This window comes from Paenibacillus aquistagni, from assembly GCF_900177815.1.
GTDB lineage: Bacteria > Bacillota > Bacilli > Paenibacillales > Paenibacillaceae > Paenibacillus_B > Paenibacillus_B aquistagni.
This window is the reverse complement of sequence record NZ_FXAZ01000003.1, coordinates 280,235-295,749: the sequence shown is the minus strand read 5'-3', so window position 1 is coordinate 295,749 and position 15,515 is coordinate 280,235. Positions and strand designations below refer to the sequence as shown.

10 protein-coding genes and 1 riboswitch are annotated in these 15,515 nt (G+C 48.0%); of the genes, 5 read left to right on the top strand and 5 right to left on the bottom strand.

The window, feature by feature from the left end:
* The first annotated feature begins 138 nt into the window (after window positions 1–138).
* Window positions 139–570, top strand: coding sequence for an Rrf2 family transcriptional regulator (locus B9Y93_RS12790; RefSeq protein ID WP_085494805.1), 432 nt, complete (start codon window positions 139–141; stop codon window positions 568–570).
* A gap of 167 nt (window positions 571–737) precedes the next feature.
* Here B9Y93_RS12790 and B9Y93_RS12785 read toward each other — a convergent pair whose 3' ends face one another.
* Entirely contained in the window at window positions 738–3,971 is a 3,234-nt protein-coding gene (locus B9Y93_RS12785) for an efflux RND transporter permease subunit (RefSeq protein ID WP_085494804.1), read from the bottom strand.
* Window positions 3,972–4,201: 230 nt separating this feature from the next.
* Here B9Y93_RS12785 and B9Y93_RS12780 point away from each other — a divergent pair, with 230 nt between their 5' ends.
* Window positions 4,202–5,086 (top strand): TetR/AcrR family transcriptional regulator, encoded by an 885-nt coding sequence (locus tag B9Y93_RS12780; RefSeq protein WP_085494803.1) that lies wholly within the window; start codon window positions 4,202–4,204, stop codon window positions 5,084–5,086.
* A gap of 267 nt (window positions 5,087–5,353) precedes the next feature.
* Here the strand turns inward: B9Y93_RS12780 and B9Y93_RS12775 are convergent, their stop codons facing one another.
* The 3 genes from B9Y93_RS12775 to B9Y93_RS12765 form a co-directional block, all read right to left on the bottom strand.
* A complete protein-coding gene (locus B9Y93_RS12775; protein ID WP_085494802.1) occupies window positions 5,354–6,592 on the bottom strand; it encodes a stalk domain-containing protein in 1,239 nt (412 codons plus the stop codon).
* A gap of 369 nt (window positions 6,593–6,961) precedes the next feature.
* On the bottom strand, window positions 6,962–7,315 hold the full coding sequence (locus B9Y93_RS12770; protein ID WP_085494801.1) for a DUF1634 domain-containing protein: 354 nt from the start codon (window positions 7,313–7,315) through the stop codon (window positions 6,962–6,964).
* Complete coding sequence (locus B9Y93_RS12765; protein ID WP_085494800.1) at window positions 7,312–8,151, bottom strand: sulfite exporter TauE/SafE family protein; 840 nt, start codon at window positions 8,149–8,151, stop codon at window positions 7,312–7,314. The genes B9Y93_RS12770 and B9Y93_RS12765 overlap by 4 nt, the downstream gene beginning before the upstream one ends.
* Window positions 8,152–8,299: 148 nt before the next feature.
* A riboswitch (purine riboswitch) is annotated at window positions 8,300–8,401 on the top strand.
* A gap of 169 nt (window positions 8,402–8,570) precedes the next feature.
* Here B9Y93_RS12765 and ade point away from each other — a divergent pair.
* Together ade and B9Y93_RS12755 are read left to right on the top strand one after the other, a co-directional pair.
* Window positions 8,571–10,355 (top strand): adenine deaminase, encoded by a 1,785-nt coding sequence (gene ade / locus B9Y93_RS12760; RefSeq protein ID WP_085494799.1) that lies wholly within the window; start codon window positions 8,571–8,573, stop codon window positions 10,353–10,355.
* A 504-nt stretch (window positions 10,356–10,859) separates the two neighbouring features.
* Entirely contained in the window at window positions 10,860–13,010 is a 2,151-nt protein-coding gene (locus tag B9Y93_RS12755) for a YhgE/Pip domain-containing protein (protein WP_085494798.1), read from the top strand.
* A gap of 216 nt (window positions 13,011–13,226) precedes the next feature.
* Here B9Y93_RS12755 and B9Y93_RS12750 read toward each other — a convergent pair whose 3' ends face one another.
* Window positions 13,227–14,066, bottom strand: coding sequence for a polysaccharide deacetylase family protein (locus B9Y93_RS12750; protein ID WP_085494797.1), 840 nt, complete (start codon window positions 14,064–14,066; stop codon window positions 13,227–13,229).
* A gap of 632 nt (window positions 14,067–14,698) precedes the next feature.
* Between B9Y93_RS12750 and B9Y93_RS12740 the strand changes: the two genes are divergently transcribed.
* Window positions 14,699–15,370, top strand: a complete 672-nt coding sequence (locus B9Y93_RS12740) for a hypothetical protein (protein ID WP_085494795.1) — start codon at window positions 14,699–14,701, stop codon at window positions 15,368–15,370.
* The last annotated feature ends 145 nt before the right edge of the window (window positions 15,371–15,515 follow it).

Here is a 15,515-nt window from a genome sequence, read left to right as displayed (position 1 = left end):
GGATGATGGCGCTGTTTGTTTATTTTAGGGCAGCGTGCCTTTATTATGCGCAACTCTTTCTCGCTCATTCGCGCGCTGCACGCGCCATTGACTTCACGAAGAGTTGTAACTATAATTGTTGCAACGAGGTGATCAACAATGAAGATCAGCAGCCGCTTTAGCGTTGCCGTTCATATCCTGTGCTTATTAGGGATCAATCGAGGGGAGCATCAGACATCGGAGTGGATTGCGGGAAGCGTGAACACGAATCCTGTAGTGATCCGCAGACTGATGGGGATGCTGAAAAAGGCGCAGATGGTTCAGGTTCGGGCCGGCGCAGGTGGCGCAGCTTTATTGAAGGAGCCTGCCGACATCTCCTTGCTTGACGTATACCACGCTGTCGAGGTCGTAGGCGAGGGAGAACTATTCCACATGCATGAGAATCCGAATCCCGCATGCTTGATCGGTGCCAATATCCAGCACGTGCTAGAAGGTGTGCTTGGACGCGCACAAAGCGCGATGGAGCGCGTATTGGCGGAGATTACAATAGAGATGCTGATTGAAGACTTTAAGGAACGATCCGCACCGTAACCCTGTTCGCAGGATACGTATATCATACAAAGCAGGGCTTCCTTCTCCATATAAGAGAAGAAAGCCCTGTTTGAATTGGACAGCAACATGCAAAGCGCATCCATGTGCGACTTGTCTATTGCTCGATCCGATTCTCCAGCGTTATATGCGTGCTTCGTTGGTCGTGGTTATGCGGCCGCCTTCTGAGCTTTGTCCTTGCGGCGCAGCTTCATTAGGCTTTCATATACGATTGGCACCATAACCAATGTAAGCAAGGTCGAGCTTGTAAGTCCGCCGATAACCGTAACGCCAAGCCCCTTCGAGATGAGACCGCTGCCTTCCATTCCGATCGCGAGCGGAATCAGCGCGCCTATAGTCGCGATTGCGGTCATCAGAATTGGACGAAGACGAGTTGCCCCTGCTTCAAGCAAGGCTTCCCGTGTTGGCATTCCCTCGCGCTCCTTGTGAATCACGCGATCGATCAATACGATGGCATTCGTTACCACTATCCCAATCAACATCAAGGCGCCGATCATTGCGGAGATACTGATAGTCTCTCCTGCGATCAACAGAGCAACAATCGCCCCAATGACGGTAAACGGAAGCGAGAATAGAATTGCGAACGGCGCGAGACCGCCGCCAAATGTAATCACAAGAATCAGATATACAATGGCAATCGCCGCCAGCATCGCAACGCCAAGCTGTGTGAACGACTCTTGGATATCCTCTGTGACCCCACCCATGGCAATGTCCATGCCTGCAGGAATCGTCATGCTCTCAATCTCTTTATTGACAGCAGAAGATACATCCGCCACATTGTTCTCTGTAATCTCTGCGCTTACCTGCAGCATCAGGCGACCGTCACGTCTCGTAATGGTGTCGGACGTCTGCCCTTTCGTTACATCCACAACATCTTTGATGGCAATCTGCTGTCCAAGCGGCGTCATCAAGGTGCGCTTCAGCATATCATCAATGGAGCCATAGGTTGGCTCTTCTACATGAACGTACACATTCAGCTCCTCATCTTCATGCTGGACGGTCGTCAGCACAGGCTTACTGTGCTGCTGGCTAAGCGCCATACCCACTTGGGCAGTTGTCAGGCCATACTGACTAAGCTTCTCTTGATTAACGTTAAGCGTATATTCATCGTAGGCTTCGGACAAGCCGCTCTCTACATTTTTAAGGCCCTCAATGTTCGCTAATCGCGACTCTACGTCCATCACGACAGGCTTCATCGCTTCTAGATCCGAACCGAATACATGAATCTGAAGATTGCTGCCGCCCATGCCGCCGGACATCATATCCATATTGCCCCATTCGCCTTTATCCGTGCGCTCCTGAAGCTGCTTAATGACTTCTTCTTTCTCTGTGCCAAAGTTCTTCGTGTCGTCGTTGTACTTCACGAAGAACAACGCTTGATTGCTCTGCCCCATGCTGAACGGGTTGCTGCCGCCGAAGGAATACTGAACAAGCTCCACATCCTTGCGGCTGCGGAAGAACTCGTCTGCAGAGGCCGTTACCTTCTCCACATCTGCCGTCGTTTGGCCTGGCGCAGGCTTATACGTGGCAATAACCATCTTCTCTTCATCAGAAGGAAGGAAGCTGACGCCAACAAACGGTACAAGCAGAATGCTGCCGACAAGCAATATCACTGCAATTAAGGAAGTGATCACCTTATGGTTCAAGCTCCACTCCAATATACGCTTGTATGCTTTTCCTAGTCGTGTAGGATTATCATCATGATGCATATGCTTTGCCGAGATGCCCTTCTTGAACAAGGAATGCGCCATCATCGGCACAATGGTAATCGCAACAAGCAAGGAAGCAAGCAGCGAGAATACAATGGTCAGGGCAAACGGCAAGAACATCTCTCCTACCATCCCCTGTACCAATCCGAGCGGAAGGAATACCGCAATCGTTACAATGGTCGAGGACATGATCGGAAGGAACATTTCCTTCGTCGCTTCTCGAATAAGGTCCATGCCTTTCAACGTTTCCTTCTTCATTGATAAGCGGCGATAGATGTTCTCGACGACAACGATGGAGTCATCGACGACTCGGCCAATAGCCACCGTCATAGCCCCTAAAGTCATAATATTAAGCGTAATATCGAACTGCTTGAGAACAAGCACGCCAATAATCAAGGAGAGCGGAATCGACACGACCGAGATTAGGGTCATGCGCAGATTGCGCAGGAACAGCATAATGATGATCATAGCGAAGACCGCGCCGAAGATGGCTTTGCTGAGCATGGTCTGTACCGATTCTTCGATCGGCTCGCCTTGGTCTAGCGTAGACACAAAGTGAACATCAGGATAGCGGCCTTCAAGCTCCTCTGCAAGGCCTTTTGCAGCGTCTACAACCTCGACGGTGTTCGCATCTGCAGCCTTAATAATCTGAAGGCTGATTGCATCCTTGCCATTCGTGCGGGAGATGGATTCAGCCTTGCCGATCACCTCAATCTTAGCCAGCTCACTAAGCTCTACGGTTGGCAGCCCCATCACGGCCTGCGGCGGCAGCTCTCCTGCTGCCACATCTGCGCCTGCATTCGATCCTGCGGCAGGTGTTCCACCTTGTCCCATGAGAGCATCTGCTCCAGCTCCGCCTTGCGAGCCTGCAGCACCACTCTGAGCGCCTGCTCCAGCTCCCGCTGCCCCATTTGCGCCTTGAGGAAGAGATGGCGTATACGGAATCTTAAGGGACTTGAGCTGTTCAATCGTTGTGAACTTGCCATCAACGAGCACCGATTGCTCTGTATCGCCAAATGTATAAAGTCCAAGCGGGAATTTGAGATCTGATCCTTTAATCATCCCTTGAACGGTATCTTCGGTTAGGCCATACTGCTTAAGCTTTGCCTGATCAAAGGTAAGCTCGACTTCTTGGACGTGCTGGCCGCTGATCTGAACCTGCGCCACACCGTCCAAGCCTTCGAACTTCGGAAGGATAGCATCATTTACGAGCTTCGTAAGCGATGCGAGCGATTGATTATCCGCTGAGATGCCATAGGTCATTACAGGAAAGGCATTAAAGCTTAGACGAGATACTTGAGGACTCTGAACCCCCTCTGGAAAGGAAGCATCCGCTAATACCTGCTTGACCTCCTCGACGGCCTTCTCCATATCTGTCTCAAAACGATATTCAATCTGAATCTGCGAGGCATTCTGGAAAGAAGACGATCCTACCACATTGACGCCAGACAGATTCTGTACCCGCTGCTCAATCGGCTTCGTCACCTGATCGGCTACTTCTTGGGGCGTAGCACCTGGGTATACCGTAGTGACGGTGACAAGTGGGGTCGTAATATCAGGCAGGGTCTCCATCTTCATGTTTAGACCGGAGTAGATGCCCGCAGCCGTTACGATAATGGTCATTAACCATACGGCAAACTTGTTGTTCAAGGTAAAACGAATGAGTCCATTCAACGCTTCTCTCCTCCTTAATCTCCCTATCCAACCGGTCATTGACTGACCAGTCATAACAATTCATAATATACCTGAACCATGACTGCCTAGTCAAATACATCGTCTATGAACAATATCACATCGATTTGGACGATATTAATGGAACGTTATCCTTCGACTAAATAGGGTATAATGGATGGATATTATAAGCGGTATTCATTCGGATAACATCGATTTGGAGGACCTTTGTCATGAAAGACAAGCAGCTGTTAATCATTGAACAGGCGATGAAGCTGTTCGCAACAAAGGGTGTTACTTCGACATCCGTTCAAGAGATTGCGAGCGAAAGCGGAATATCCAAAGGAGCCTTTTACTTATACTTTGAATCCAAGGAAGCTCTGCTTTTGGCTATATTCAAGCATTACTATACGCAGATCCAAAGCCATATTCATGCCCTGTGGAACGAAGATCTTCCGCCGAGAGAGGTCTTTATCCGTCAGCTTCAAAGTCAATATGAAGAGATTGTAAAGCATAAAGAATTCATCATCATGCATATTCGTGAAAATGCTCTTCCTTATAATCAGGACATGGCTGAGATGATGGAGCTGATTCGGCACGAGAGCTTCGAGTTCTTTGATCGGCACCTGACACAGCTCTACGGCGAACGGATTAAGCCTTATCGCATGGATCTATTGATCATCTTGCAGGGCATCATTCAATCCTTCCTTCAGATCATGATCTTAGGCCAGCTGACATTAAGCTCTAGAACCGTCGCGGAGTATACGCTTCGTCGCTTGGATGATCTGGTAGAGGGCTTGGAGCAAGCGGGGGAAGAGCCGCTGATTACGATCAATGAACTGTCCCCGCTCTTATGCTTCGATATGCTGGCGCATGATCCTAAGCAAGCAAAAGACTCGACTGATGCATTGGCTTTGACGCTGAAAGAACAACTATCCTTGCTTCAGCAAGATGACAAGCGCGAGCACGAGCGCATCACACTCGAGATTATATTGGACGAAATCAAGCAGGGCAGCCCTCGTCTTCCTCTCCTTGAAGGAATGCTGCACAATCTGGAGAATAAGCCCGAATACAAGGAGCTTCTCTTGCGGATCAGCAAACTCTACGGATTGTCCTAAGGTGCAGCTTCAAGGCAGCATTTGTGCCTTATTCATTTGAGAATCACCTGTAAGCATTTGCTTTCTTCATGGCTGGTCCACAACCCAATCTACACGAAAAAGAGGCGTCCCAAGTCTTTTTAGACCTTTGGGACAGCCCCTTTCTACGCTAATGAATCCAAGATGGGAGCCACTAGTCCACAGTTCACACCACTTTGAGATGAATCACAATTTTAACCTGCCGCACTGCTAAGACTTCTCCGCACCGCAGGCATCCATGATGTGTTTTTACTTTGCCACCCGAATCGTAATAACGCCTGTCTCATCCATCATTGCAGCTGCACCAAACAGCTCCTGCAGCCCTTCCATGCCGATGTATAGCGCACCCTCTTTCAACTCAGGAGCAGTCTGCAAGTGAACCAGCATACGATTGACACCTGCTTCCTGCTTGCCTTCTTGAAGCATAATCGTGCGTACGCCTTGACGAAGCACAAGATCATAGTTCTCATCTTGAACCACCTCATAGCCAAGCGCCTCGCCAACCATCTGAACAGGAATCATCACCGTCTCATTCGCTTCATACACGTTGGCCTCTCTAGGATCGATGCCCTCATCCTCTACAACAAGGACATAGTGAAGCTTGCCATCCTGTGGTACTTCCGTATCTGGCTTCTCCGTAGATGTCCCATCCTCGCTCACCACTCCGATCACCCCGGTCACATCGACACCTGTCTTCACATTAAACAAAGGATTCAGATCTTCCAAGACGACATGCATCGCGCCGTTAATCTGCTTGGGCGCATGCTCTACATGCACAAGCATGCGATTAACTCCTGCTGTCTTCTCGCCTTCATTCACCATCACCGTACGTGCGCCTTGACGAAGCACGAGATCATAGCTCTCGTCTTCAACCATCTGATAGCCTAGAGCTTCTGCAATCGGCTGAATGGGCACCCAGACGCCATCATCATCAGCTGTACCCAGCCAATCGCCCGTACCAAGACCTTCGTGATTAACGGTAATCACAAAGTGCTGCTTGCCATCCTGCGGCTTATCCTGCTTCAGCTCAGTTGCAATCTGCAAGTGTCCGTCTACCACTTCAGCCGTTACTTGAACAAGCTCGGTTAAGAATGCAGATGGCACATACAGCTCGTTATTATTCAAGACAGGAGCCTTGCCCAGCTCTCGAATCATTTTATTTAATGTATAGCGATCTTCATTGACTGTAATCGTAAGGGATTGATTCTGCTGCGTCATCTCCACCAGCTTGGTTTCATGATTCCACTTCAGCTTGTAGCCAAGCTCCTCCATAACCGTTCGGACTGGAAGCATGACAACTTCGCCCTGCATCAAAAATGACCCCTCCACTTGCTTGCCATCGACAGAGATGGATGTTGTTGTATTCAACACATTTACGGGCGCCCCTTTAGGATTTACTGGAGCCTGTCCGGCAAAAGCGGCTTGTGTGCCCATCAGGCCTATAGCAATGGCTAGTGTCAGCGCTGCTGTTTTTTTCATATTCTCCATCTACCTCTCTCGTTGTTGTTTGTCTATGCCTTTTTTGTGTAGAATCTCTTCCTTGCCTTTTCCTTTATCAAAATGAAAAAATATGCAAAATCTTTGGTCAAGCTATCTCAGCTTGATTGTCCCCTATACGAGATCAATCGTTCAGATGTTGCAGCTGCAGATGAATAAGTGATCATCCATTATATTGAAGCCACTAATGTAAACGAAGGCTTCCTATGTACGAATGACATCCGAAACCCTTGGACGACATGCGCATGCAAAAAAGACCAGCCAAGGCTAACATGGTTGGTCCTTTTCAAGAGCACAGGATTGACATCCTTATCCTCTTCTATCATATCGAATGCGAGCTGCCTTTCACTACTGCCCCATTCAGCTTACTTCCCCAAGAATAAAGCTTACGATTAAGATGACGAATACCGCGGTCGTTATCAACACATACAGGCGGTCCCGCTCCTTGATGAACACAAAAATAGAAACTCCCACGCGAATAACCGGCGTAAGGATCAGCAGCAGCAGCCCTGCCGCCATTACACCATACGGCTTGAACTGAAGCACGCCGCGCACGACAGCAGATAGAGTGGTCGGATACATGTCACCAGGATAACCGCTCTGCCCTGTTGCTATAAACAGCAATAAACCAAGGGCAATGCCGGCACTGCTGACAAGCACACTCGCACGCATGACTTTGCTGACAAGAAGCTCAACATCATCAATCGATCTCATCCGTTATACCCCCATCCCTGCCAGATCATCTGAATCGAGATATAGAGCAGGATCGGGATAAACAAGCGGCGAATGGTCTTGCTCTTCAAGCGCTGCATCAACCGTGCTCCCAGAGTTGCCCCAATCAACACTCCAATTGCAACAGGAGCCGCAATCTTGGGATCAATATCGCCCCTTACGAAAAACAAACCCGCGCTTGCCGCCGCCGTCACCCCCATCATAAAGTTGCTGGTGGCGCTCGATACCTTAAGCGGCATCTTCATAAACATATCCATGGCCATCACCTTGAAGCTTCCACTTCCTATGCCGAGCAGCCCAGACATCACACCTGCACCGTACATGACACTTAGCCCCGAAAAGACATTCGAGACTTGATAAGGCACGTCCTTGTCCAGTGCTTTGTCATAATAAGAGCCGTTCAAACGAAGCTTCTCCGCCATCGGATGAGGCTTTACATCCTGTGGAAGCTCCGTGTTCACCTTTTTCAACATATGAAGAGAGGAGTAGAGCAGCAGCAGCCCAAAAATGATATACAGCGCCTTCGCAGAAAGCAAACCGCCGACAAATGCCCCTGTTATCGCTCCTAAGGTCGTCCCAAGCTCAAGAAACATAGCAACACGAATATTGGTTAAATGATCACGGAGATAAGCAATGGCTGCTCCGCTAGAGGTTGCGATAACGGAGATAATGCTTGAGCCGATCGCATACTTGATATCAAGACCGAACAGCAGCGTTAAGGCCGGGGTCACAATAATGCCTCCTCCAAGGCCCAATATCGCTCCTACTATCCCTGCTAGGATCGCGATGCATAGAATCAGCACTGTAAATGTAACCATGTGCGCGAACTCTCCCTTGTCTTTGGACTTGTTATGTCCCTTAAGATGCCTCGTTCATTCACAATTATGCTGGGATGCTGGAGCGTTCATCATCAGGTGGTTATTAATCCCATTGACTTGCTCCAGCCCCATCGTTAAGATGTGTAAAACAACAAATCGCATACCGTCTCGTATAAACTCGGAAATAAGGTCCGAACGTCTCTACCAGGCCACCGTAAAAGGCTTGACTACGAGCAAGGATTCGTACTATAGATGAGGGCGCCAATCATGTGCGCCTCATTTCCTATACCCTAACATCCTGCTCAGTCAAGCTCTGGCCTATTGCCAGAGCTTTTCGTGTTCTTTAAGCAGCATAGCCATGGCTTTGAGAATTTGCTAGCGACACATTACGATAAAAACAAGGGAGAGGAACACCTATCATGAGATCGAATAAGGAACAATTGGCACGCAGCATTCGAGCGGCCGGCAAGCAGGAGCGCGCTGAGCTGGTTATTCGAAACGCCAACATTGTTGATGTCTTCAATCTGGAGATTATGAAAGGGGATGTCGCCATAACGAATGGGCGTATTGTTGGCATTGGCGACTACGAGGGGGAGCAGGTGATCAATGCAGACGGCAAATACCTTGTTCCAGCCTTTATCGATGCTCATGTTCATATCGAGTCGTCAATGGTCACACCTGCGGAATTCGCACGGGCTATCCTGCCGCACGGCGTGACCACAGTGATCACAGACCCCCATGAGATTGCCAATGTAAGTGGCGAAGCAGGCATTCAGTACATGCTGGATGCTTCAGAGGAGCTTCCGCTCGACGTGCGTGTTATGCTGCCATCTTGTGTACCGGCTACTCCTTTTGAACATGCAGGTGCTGTGCTTGGCGCAGATCAGCTCAAGCCCTTCTACAGCCATCCACGGGTGCTTGGCTTGGCTGAAGTCATGGATTACCCTTCGGTGGCCAACGGCAGCGACGATATGCTGAATAAGCTGCTCGATGCTGACCATTATCGGGGACACATAGACGGTCACGGTGCTGGTCTGCATGGAGATGCGATCAACGTCTATGCGGCGGCTGGCATTGTAACCGACCATGAATGCGTTAATGCGGGAGAAGCCAAAGAACGGCTTAGAAGAGGCATGTACCTTATGCTTCGAGAAGGCTCTGTCGCCAAGGATGTCAAGGCCCTGCTGCCAGCTGTCACGCCATTCAACGTAAGACGCTGCATGTTCTGTACGGATGACAAGCACTTGGACGAGCTTGTGCATGAAGGCAGCATTGACCATAACGTGCGTCTTGCCATCCAAGAGGGACTGAACCCGTTAATGGCCATTCAGATGGCTTCATTGAATGCGGCAGAATGCTTTCAGCTGGAGCATAAAGGAGCCATAGCGCCAGGCTACGATGCCGATCTCCTCATCGTCGATGATCTGGAGAAACTCCATATTCACCAGGTATATCGCAAGGGGGAGCTTATTGCGGAGGGTGGCCAATATGTAGGGGCAGCGCTTCCTATTCTTCCGCCGCCCGCTGATTTGCTTAAGTCCGTGCGTCTTGATCGGCCTGAGCCCTCAGCTCTGCATATTCCACTCAAAGTTCATGGCGACGATCACAAGCAAGAAGCGCTATGTCGGCTGATTGGCATCATTCCGAATCAACTGATCACCAATCATATGCAGGCTCTTGTGAAGGTGGAGAATGGACAGTTTGTCCCTTCTATTGACAAAGACCAGCTCAAGATTGCCGTTCTGGAACGGCACAAGAAGACAGGCAATGTCGGTCTTGGCGTTGTTCACGGCTTCGGGATTCAGCGCGGAGCGATTGCCTCCACTGTTGCTCATGATTCTCATAATCTGGTCGTGGCGGGAACCTGTGACGAGGATATGCTCTTGGCTATAGAGGCGCTTCAACAAGCAGGAGGCGGACTAGCCATTGCTTGTGATGGCAAGGTGCATGCGGTCGTGGAGCTTACGATCTCCGGACTCCTGTCTGCGGAGCGTTATGAGCATGTACTAGAGCAGCTGGAGAAGCTTCATCAAGCCTTGAAGGAGATTGGCGCTTCAGATGACTTCCATCCCTTTGTCACGTTGTCCTTCCTATGCCTGCCTGTCATCCCAGAGCTGAAGCTGACGGACATGGGACTATTCGACTTTCATACTTTCTCAACGGTTCCGTTTCAGGTCGAAATCAAAGAGGAGGTTGTCTGTTAAGAGCAGACAACTTCCCTCTTATCCATAAACTAGCTGTAATCATTGCCGTAAAGCGTGAAGATCGTCCTTTTCCATTGCTTTACGGCTATTTACGATTAGGACAACATCATGTACAGGAGCTACGGCTCCCCCTGAGGATAGACACTCTTCCGACCTTCGCTTGTGCATCATACTTTTGCGTATGAATCCATCATTATTGCTTATACACGATCTATCCACTATTCACAGAGTTATCCTCATTATAAACAGCAAGTGAGCCTCCCTTGCCATCATATGAACCAAAAAACGCATTATTCACATGTGGATAATTATAAATTAAGTGTTTTTAAGCTGCTTTATCCACATTTCATCCCCTTGAACTTGTTCCAGACGATTAACAGAGAGAAGGAACAAAGGTACTCTATGTGCTGTCGTATGAAATCATCTCCAATCACGCATGCTAAGCGGAGCATACATTCATACACATACCTTGTCTGACGAGTGGAGCATGGAGGAGAGCGCAGCATGAAGAACATTTGGACGATCTATCGCACGGACATCAGGAGAATGGTAACCAACTGGCCGGCAGCCATCATTATTGGCGGCTTGATTGTGCTGCCATCCTTATATGCATGGTTTAATATTGTCGCCTCCTGGGACCCTTATTCCAATACAAAAGGCATTCAGATCGCGGTTGTGAATCAGGATGCGGGAACCACGCTAATCGATCAGCCGATTAATGTCGGCAAAGAGATCGTCGCTGCACTTAAAGAGAATCATGATTTGGGCTGGACCTTCGTGGACCAAGAAGAGGCTTTGCACGGTGTCAAGCATGGCAGCTACTACGCCAGCATCATCATTCCGCAGGACATGTCTGCGCGAATCGGCACCATTCTAACCAACAACCCTGAGAAGGCGATCATTCTCTATGTGGTTAATGAGAAGATCAACGCCATTGCACCCAAAATTACAGACAAAGGCGCTTCGACCATCATTCAACAGGTAAGCTCCAACTTTGTAGAAACGGCGAACGGCACGATCTTCAAGATCTTTCATGCCATCGGACTTGAGATTGAGCATGAGCTTCCATCCATATTAAAAGCCCGCGACTTGATTCTGAAGCTGGATAAGCACCTCCCAGAACTGAACGAGACCGTAAAGCTTGCTTTGGTTGATGTCGAGAAGGCGAATAAGATCATAACGGATGCCAAGGACAGTCTTCCTGTTGTGCAGGATGTCGCCCAGAAGGGCAAGCTGCTATCATCCAAGGTGGCAAACGTGATGGAGCATGGCGAAAGCGGATTAATAAGCATTGCTCCGCTCGTAAAGCAGGACATGCAGTCGATCGCCGACATCGCAGATTCGGTGCACGAGACAGCCGTCGCCCTGCAAATGGCTGAAGAGGACCCTTCTGTCGGTATCGCACTACTGAATCGTACGGAAGCGAAGCTGTCAATCGCCTCCTCCATCGTCAAGCGCTTGATTGCTTGGCACGATAAGCTTCAGACCCTGCTGCCTGTTGGACTTGTGCAGCGCAAGCTGGAGCGGCTGCACGCTATAGAAGATCGATTCGCAGCTCAGACAGCACTTGTCCAGTCGCTTCGATCAGCTCTAGAAGCCGGCGAAGGAGCGGCAAAGGACTTGCTTGGGCGCTTGGATGCCTCTGCGGTGGAGACCGCCTCCATCACGAACACGCTTGTGGATCAGTTCGATACAGAGCTGATTCCAGCCATAGAGAGCAAGCTGCAGGAGACTGCGCACACCGCCAATCAGGTAACCCAAGTACTGAATACCGGGCTGCAGGATCTGCCCGATGTGGCTAAGCTGCTGCAAGACGCTTCCAAGGCTGCACCTGTTGCTACACAGGAGCTCCACAACATCCAGCATGAACTGCCTAGCCTTGAGCAGAAGGTGCATCGCATTGCCGACGATATTCGAGACTTAGAGAGCAAAGGCAATATTCAAGAGGTCATTGATTTGCTGCTGCATGATGTGCAGAAGGAAAGCCAGTTCTTCGCCCAACCTGTTGAGCTCAAAGAACAGAAGCTGTATCCGATTCCGAACTACGGATCAGCGATGACACCTTTTTATACGATCCTGTCCTTGTGGGTAGGTGCATTGCTGCTTGTTTCCCTGCTGTCTGTAGATGTGCATGAAGAGGGGATCCGCTATAAGAACCATGAAGTATATGCCGGGCGCTACCTCACCTTTCTAACTTGTGCGCTGCTTCAGACGCTCATTTGCACCTTGGGGGATCTATATGTCCTGCATACCTATGCTGTTGACAAGCTGTGGTTTGTCTTGTTCGGATTATACAGCAGTGCAATATTTATGCTTATTGTCTATTCCTTAGTATCGGTTTTTGGCAATGTAGGCAAAGCGATGGCGATTGTAATGCTGGTCCTGCAGGTCGCAGGCTCTGGGGGCACCTTCCCTATTCAGATGCTGCCACAATTTTTCCAGCGCTTGTATCCCTTTCTGCCGTTCAGCTACTCCATCAGCCTCATTCGAGAAGCGACGGGAGGCATTCTGTGGGATATCGTCTATCGGGACCTATGGATGCTGCTTATCTTCGCTGGTCTTGCGCTCCTGCTTGGTCTGGTGCTGAAGTCGCCTATCAATCGCGGTTCCGCCGAACTCGTTAAGAAAGCAAAAGACAGTCGTATCATTCACTAATCAGTCACTACCAAGCAAGCTGCAGCTGCATGACTTAGACCAGACACTGGCACGTTCCTCCCTCCGATAAAAAAAGGGCAGAGTGAGAAATCATCTTTGAATGATCTTCCGCTCTGCCCTTGCGTATTTATGATTCGTATCTATCACAGATTAGATCGAGGAAGCGTCTCCTTCATCACCTGCATATCTTATCTTCGACTAGGACGCCAAATCAAACTATTCTCTGCCCAGCAGCACAGGCACAGTAACCAGTTCAATGCCTTGGTCTCGGAGCTGCTTGATAATGCGCGGCAGGGCTTCTACTGTTCCTGTCAGATCCTCTCCTGTTCCGCCTGCAGCATGCTGAAGCACAATCGCCCCCGAGCCGATATGGCTCATGACATTCGATACGACCTGGTCAGCATTAAGGCCTTTCCAGTCAAGGGAATCCACATTCCAGTTCACGATCAACAGACCTTGACTGGCTAGCCACTTCACCTGCTCCTCGCTAACATTGCCATAAGGCGGACGAATCATCGTCATCGTCTTGCCTGTAATCTTCTGTACAGCGTCTTGCGTCATATTGACTTCCTGCTGGAACTTCTTATCGTTCACCTTAGGCAGATTCGCATGGGTATAAGAATGGTTGCCCAAAACATGGCCTTCATCCACCATTCTCTTCACGACATCCGGATGCGCCTCTGCGCGGTTGCCCACCACAAAAAAGGTGGCTTTGACATTATGCTCCTTAAGCACATTCAGCACTTGGATCGTAAAGTATTTATCCGGCACATCATCAAAGGTCAGCGCTACTCTAGGAGGAGACGACGGTCCTTGAAGGATAAAGTGGGATTTGTATTTTTCACGTAATTGCGCCAATGTCAGCTTGTTGGGTTCTCTGTTGGCTCCTTCCGGTCCACCTGCCAGATCAGGAGCTCCGGTGGAGAAAATTCGAACTGGGGACGCATTGTCGCTGCTTGAGGTTGGGCCTTGTCCTTCCTTATGACTTGAAGATTGTGATCCGCAGCCTGCTGCAAATACGGCAAGAAGCAGAATCAGCATTGCTTTCTTGAACATGTTTGATGTGCACACTCCTTGTAGTCATTTGGTAAGGTTAGCTTGCGTACACCATCTATAAATTATCCTTCCTCTCTAAGCTTTTTAAAAACGATATCGCCCTTTATAGAAACGGAAAAAGGAGACCGTAACGGTCTCCACTGTTGAGAATTGAAAGGGCGCGCAAACCCTGATTTATAAGCCGAAATATTTTGAAAAAGTGCTGTCGCTGGATTGGCCCTGTTTTGTGGTTAAAGAGAAAATACTATGCCTTACATCCTAAATCTAATTCTTTTTATGAAAAGTCTAATTTACTTAAATTATCTACAACTACATACAGTAGCATAATAATTATGACAATAATAAAAGTGAATAGTGATGCCTTTTTCAGCTTTTCATTTCTAAAAGTTTTATTTAATAGATAAAAAAATCCAATAACCCATACTCCATTCTTAAAAAATGAAACTAGTAGTGAATTAGTTACTGCTAAAAACATGAAAAGGTTCTCTAGCAAAGTAAGACCTCCCTTTATTTTCAATTTTAGTGTGCAACTAGTCTTTATAAATATATTATCATAAATGTAAAATAATTCATTGTACTATTTTGGTATTCATGATAGATTATTGTTAATCCCAAATTTTAGGAGGTATTATATGAAAAAATGTAATATGTTAAAAAAAGGATTGTTAATTGCTTTTATAGCTTCTTCAATAACTGCAGTACCTGTATCAGCAGCTCCGTCTGAGTCTTTTATCCCTCAAACTTCAGGATCCTTAGATGTACTCAATATCAATGAAAATGTAGTAGAAAGTGAAGTAATGACATTTGATGAAATGGCAGCCCATATGGCCGAGAATGAGAATATCTCACTTACAGAAGCTGAAAAGATTCTTTTAGGAAATCGTAACCAGAATAGCATTTCAAGTTCTGAAGTATCTCCACTTGCTGCTACATATCGGACTTATACTACTACCTTGACTGTAGCCACCTTCTATAAACCAACTTTAAATTTTTACTGTGAAACAAGTGAGTGGGGTAACTACAGAGGAATTGTGAAAGTCTTAAACACCACAATGAACAGACAGTATTTAGGCACCTCGAAACATTTCGGTGGAACTATATTCGTTCATCTTGAAAGCGCAAATAAAATCCACTGGATTGTAGAGGGAGACTTTTATGATAATGGGACAACCACTTATACTCTCGGTGCTGAATTTCCGTTAAAAGCAGGATTTGCAGGAAATGTAAATTTTAGTATATCTCACTCAGAGAATCACTATAAATACTTTTATGACACCGGAGATTATATGTTATATCGGGAATGATAAAAAAACGCCTTTTGGGCGCTTTTTCGATTATTATGAAGCCCTGTGTTTATGTACAACACAGGGTTTCACTTGTTTTTATAGAATCTGTTGAACAGGAAATGAAGTAACCGGAATTATTTAAAAATCACATTTTTTTGCGTTG

Bases quoted from the DNA above. Each gene is read 5' to 3' on its own strand.
- B9Y93_RS12770 (WP_085494801.1), bottom strand. From the start codon at position 7,315: ATGAGATCGATTGATGATGTTGAGCTTCTTGTCAGCAAAGTCATGCGT.
- B9Y93_RS12740 (WP_085494795.1), top strand. From the start codon at position 14,699: ATGAAAAAATGTAATATGTTAAAAAAAGGATTGTTAATTGCTTTTATA.
- B9Y93_RS12780 (WP_085494803.1), top strand. From the start codon at position 4,202: ATGAAAGACAAGCAGCTGTTAATCATTGAACAGGCGATGAAGCTGTTC.
- B9Y93_RS12755 (WP_085494798.1), top strand. From the start codon at position 10,860: ATGAAGAACATTTGGACGATCTATCGCACGGACATCAGGAGAATGGTA.
- B9Y93_RS12790 (WP_085494805.1), top strand. From the start codon at position 139: ATGAAGATCAGCAGCCGCTTTAGCGTTGCCGTTCATATCCTGTGCTTA.
- B9Y93_RS12775 (WP_085494802.1), bottom strand. From the start codon at position 6,592: ATGGAGAATATGAAAAAAACAGCAGCGCTGACACTAGCCATTGCTATA.
- ade (WP_085494799.1), top strand. From the start codon at position 8,571: ATGAGATCGAATAAGGAACAATTGGCACGCAGCATTCGAGCGGCCGGC.
- B9Y93_RS12765 (WP_085494800.1), bottom strand. From the start codon at position 8,151: ATGGTTACATTTACAGTGCTGATTCTATGCATCGCGATCCTAGCAGGG.
- B9Y93_RS12750 (WP_085494797.1), bottom strand. From the start codon at position 14,066: ATGTTCAAGAAAGCAATGCTGATTCTGCTTCTTGCCGTATTTGCAGCA.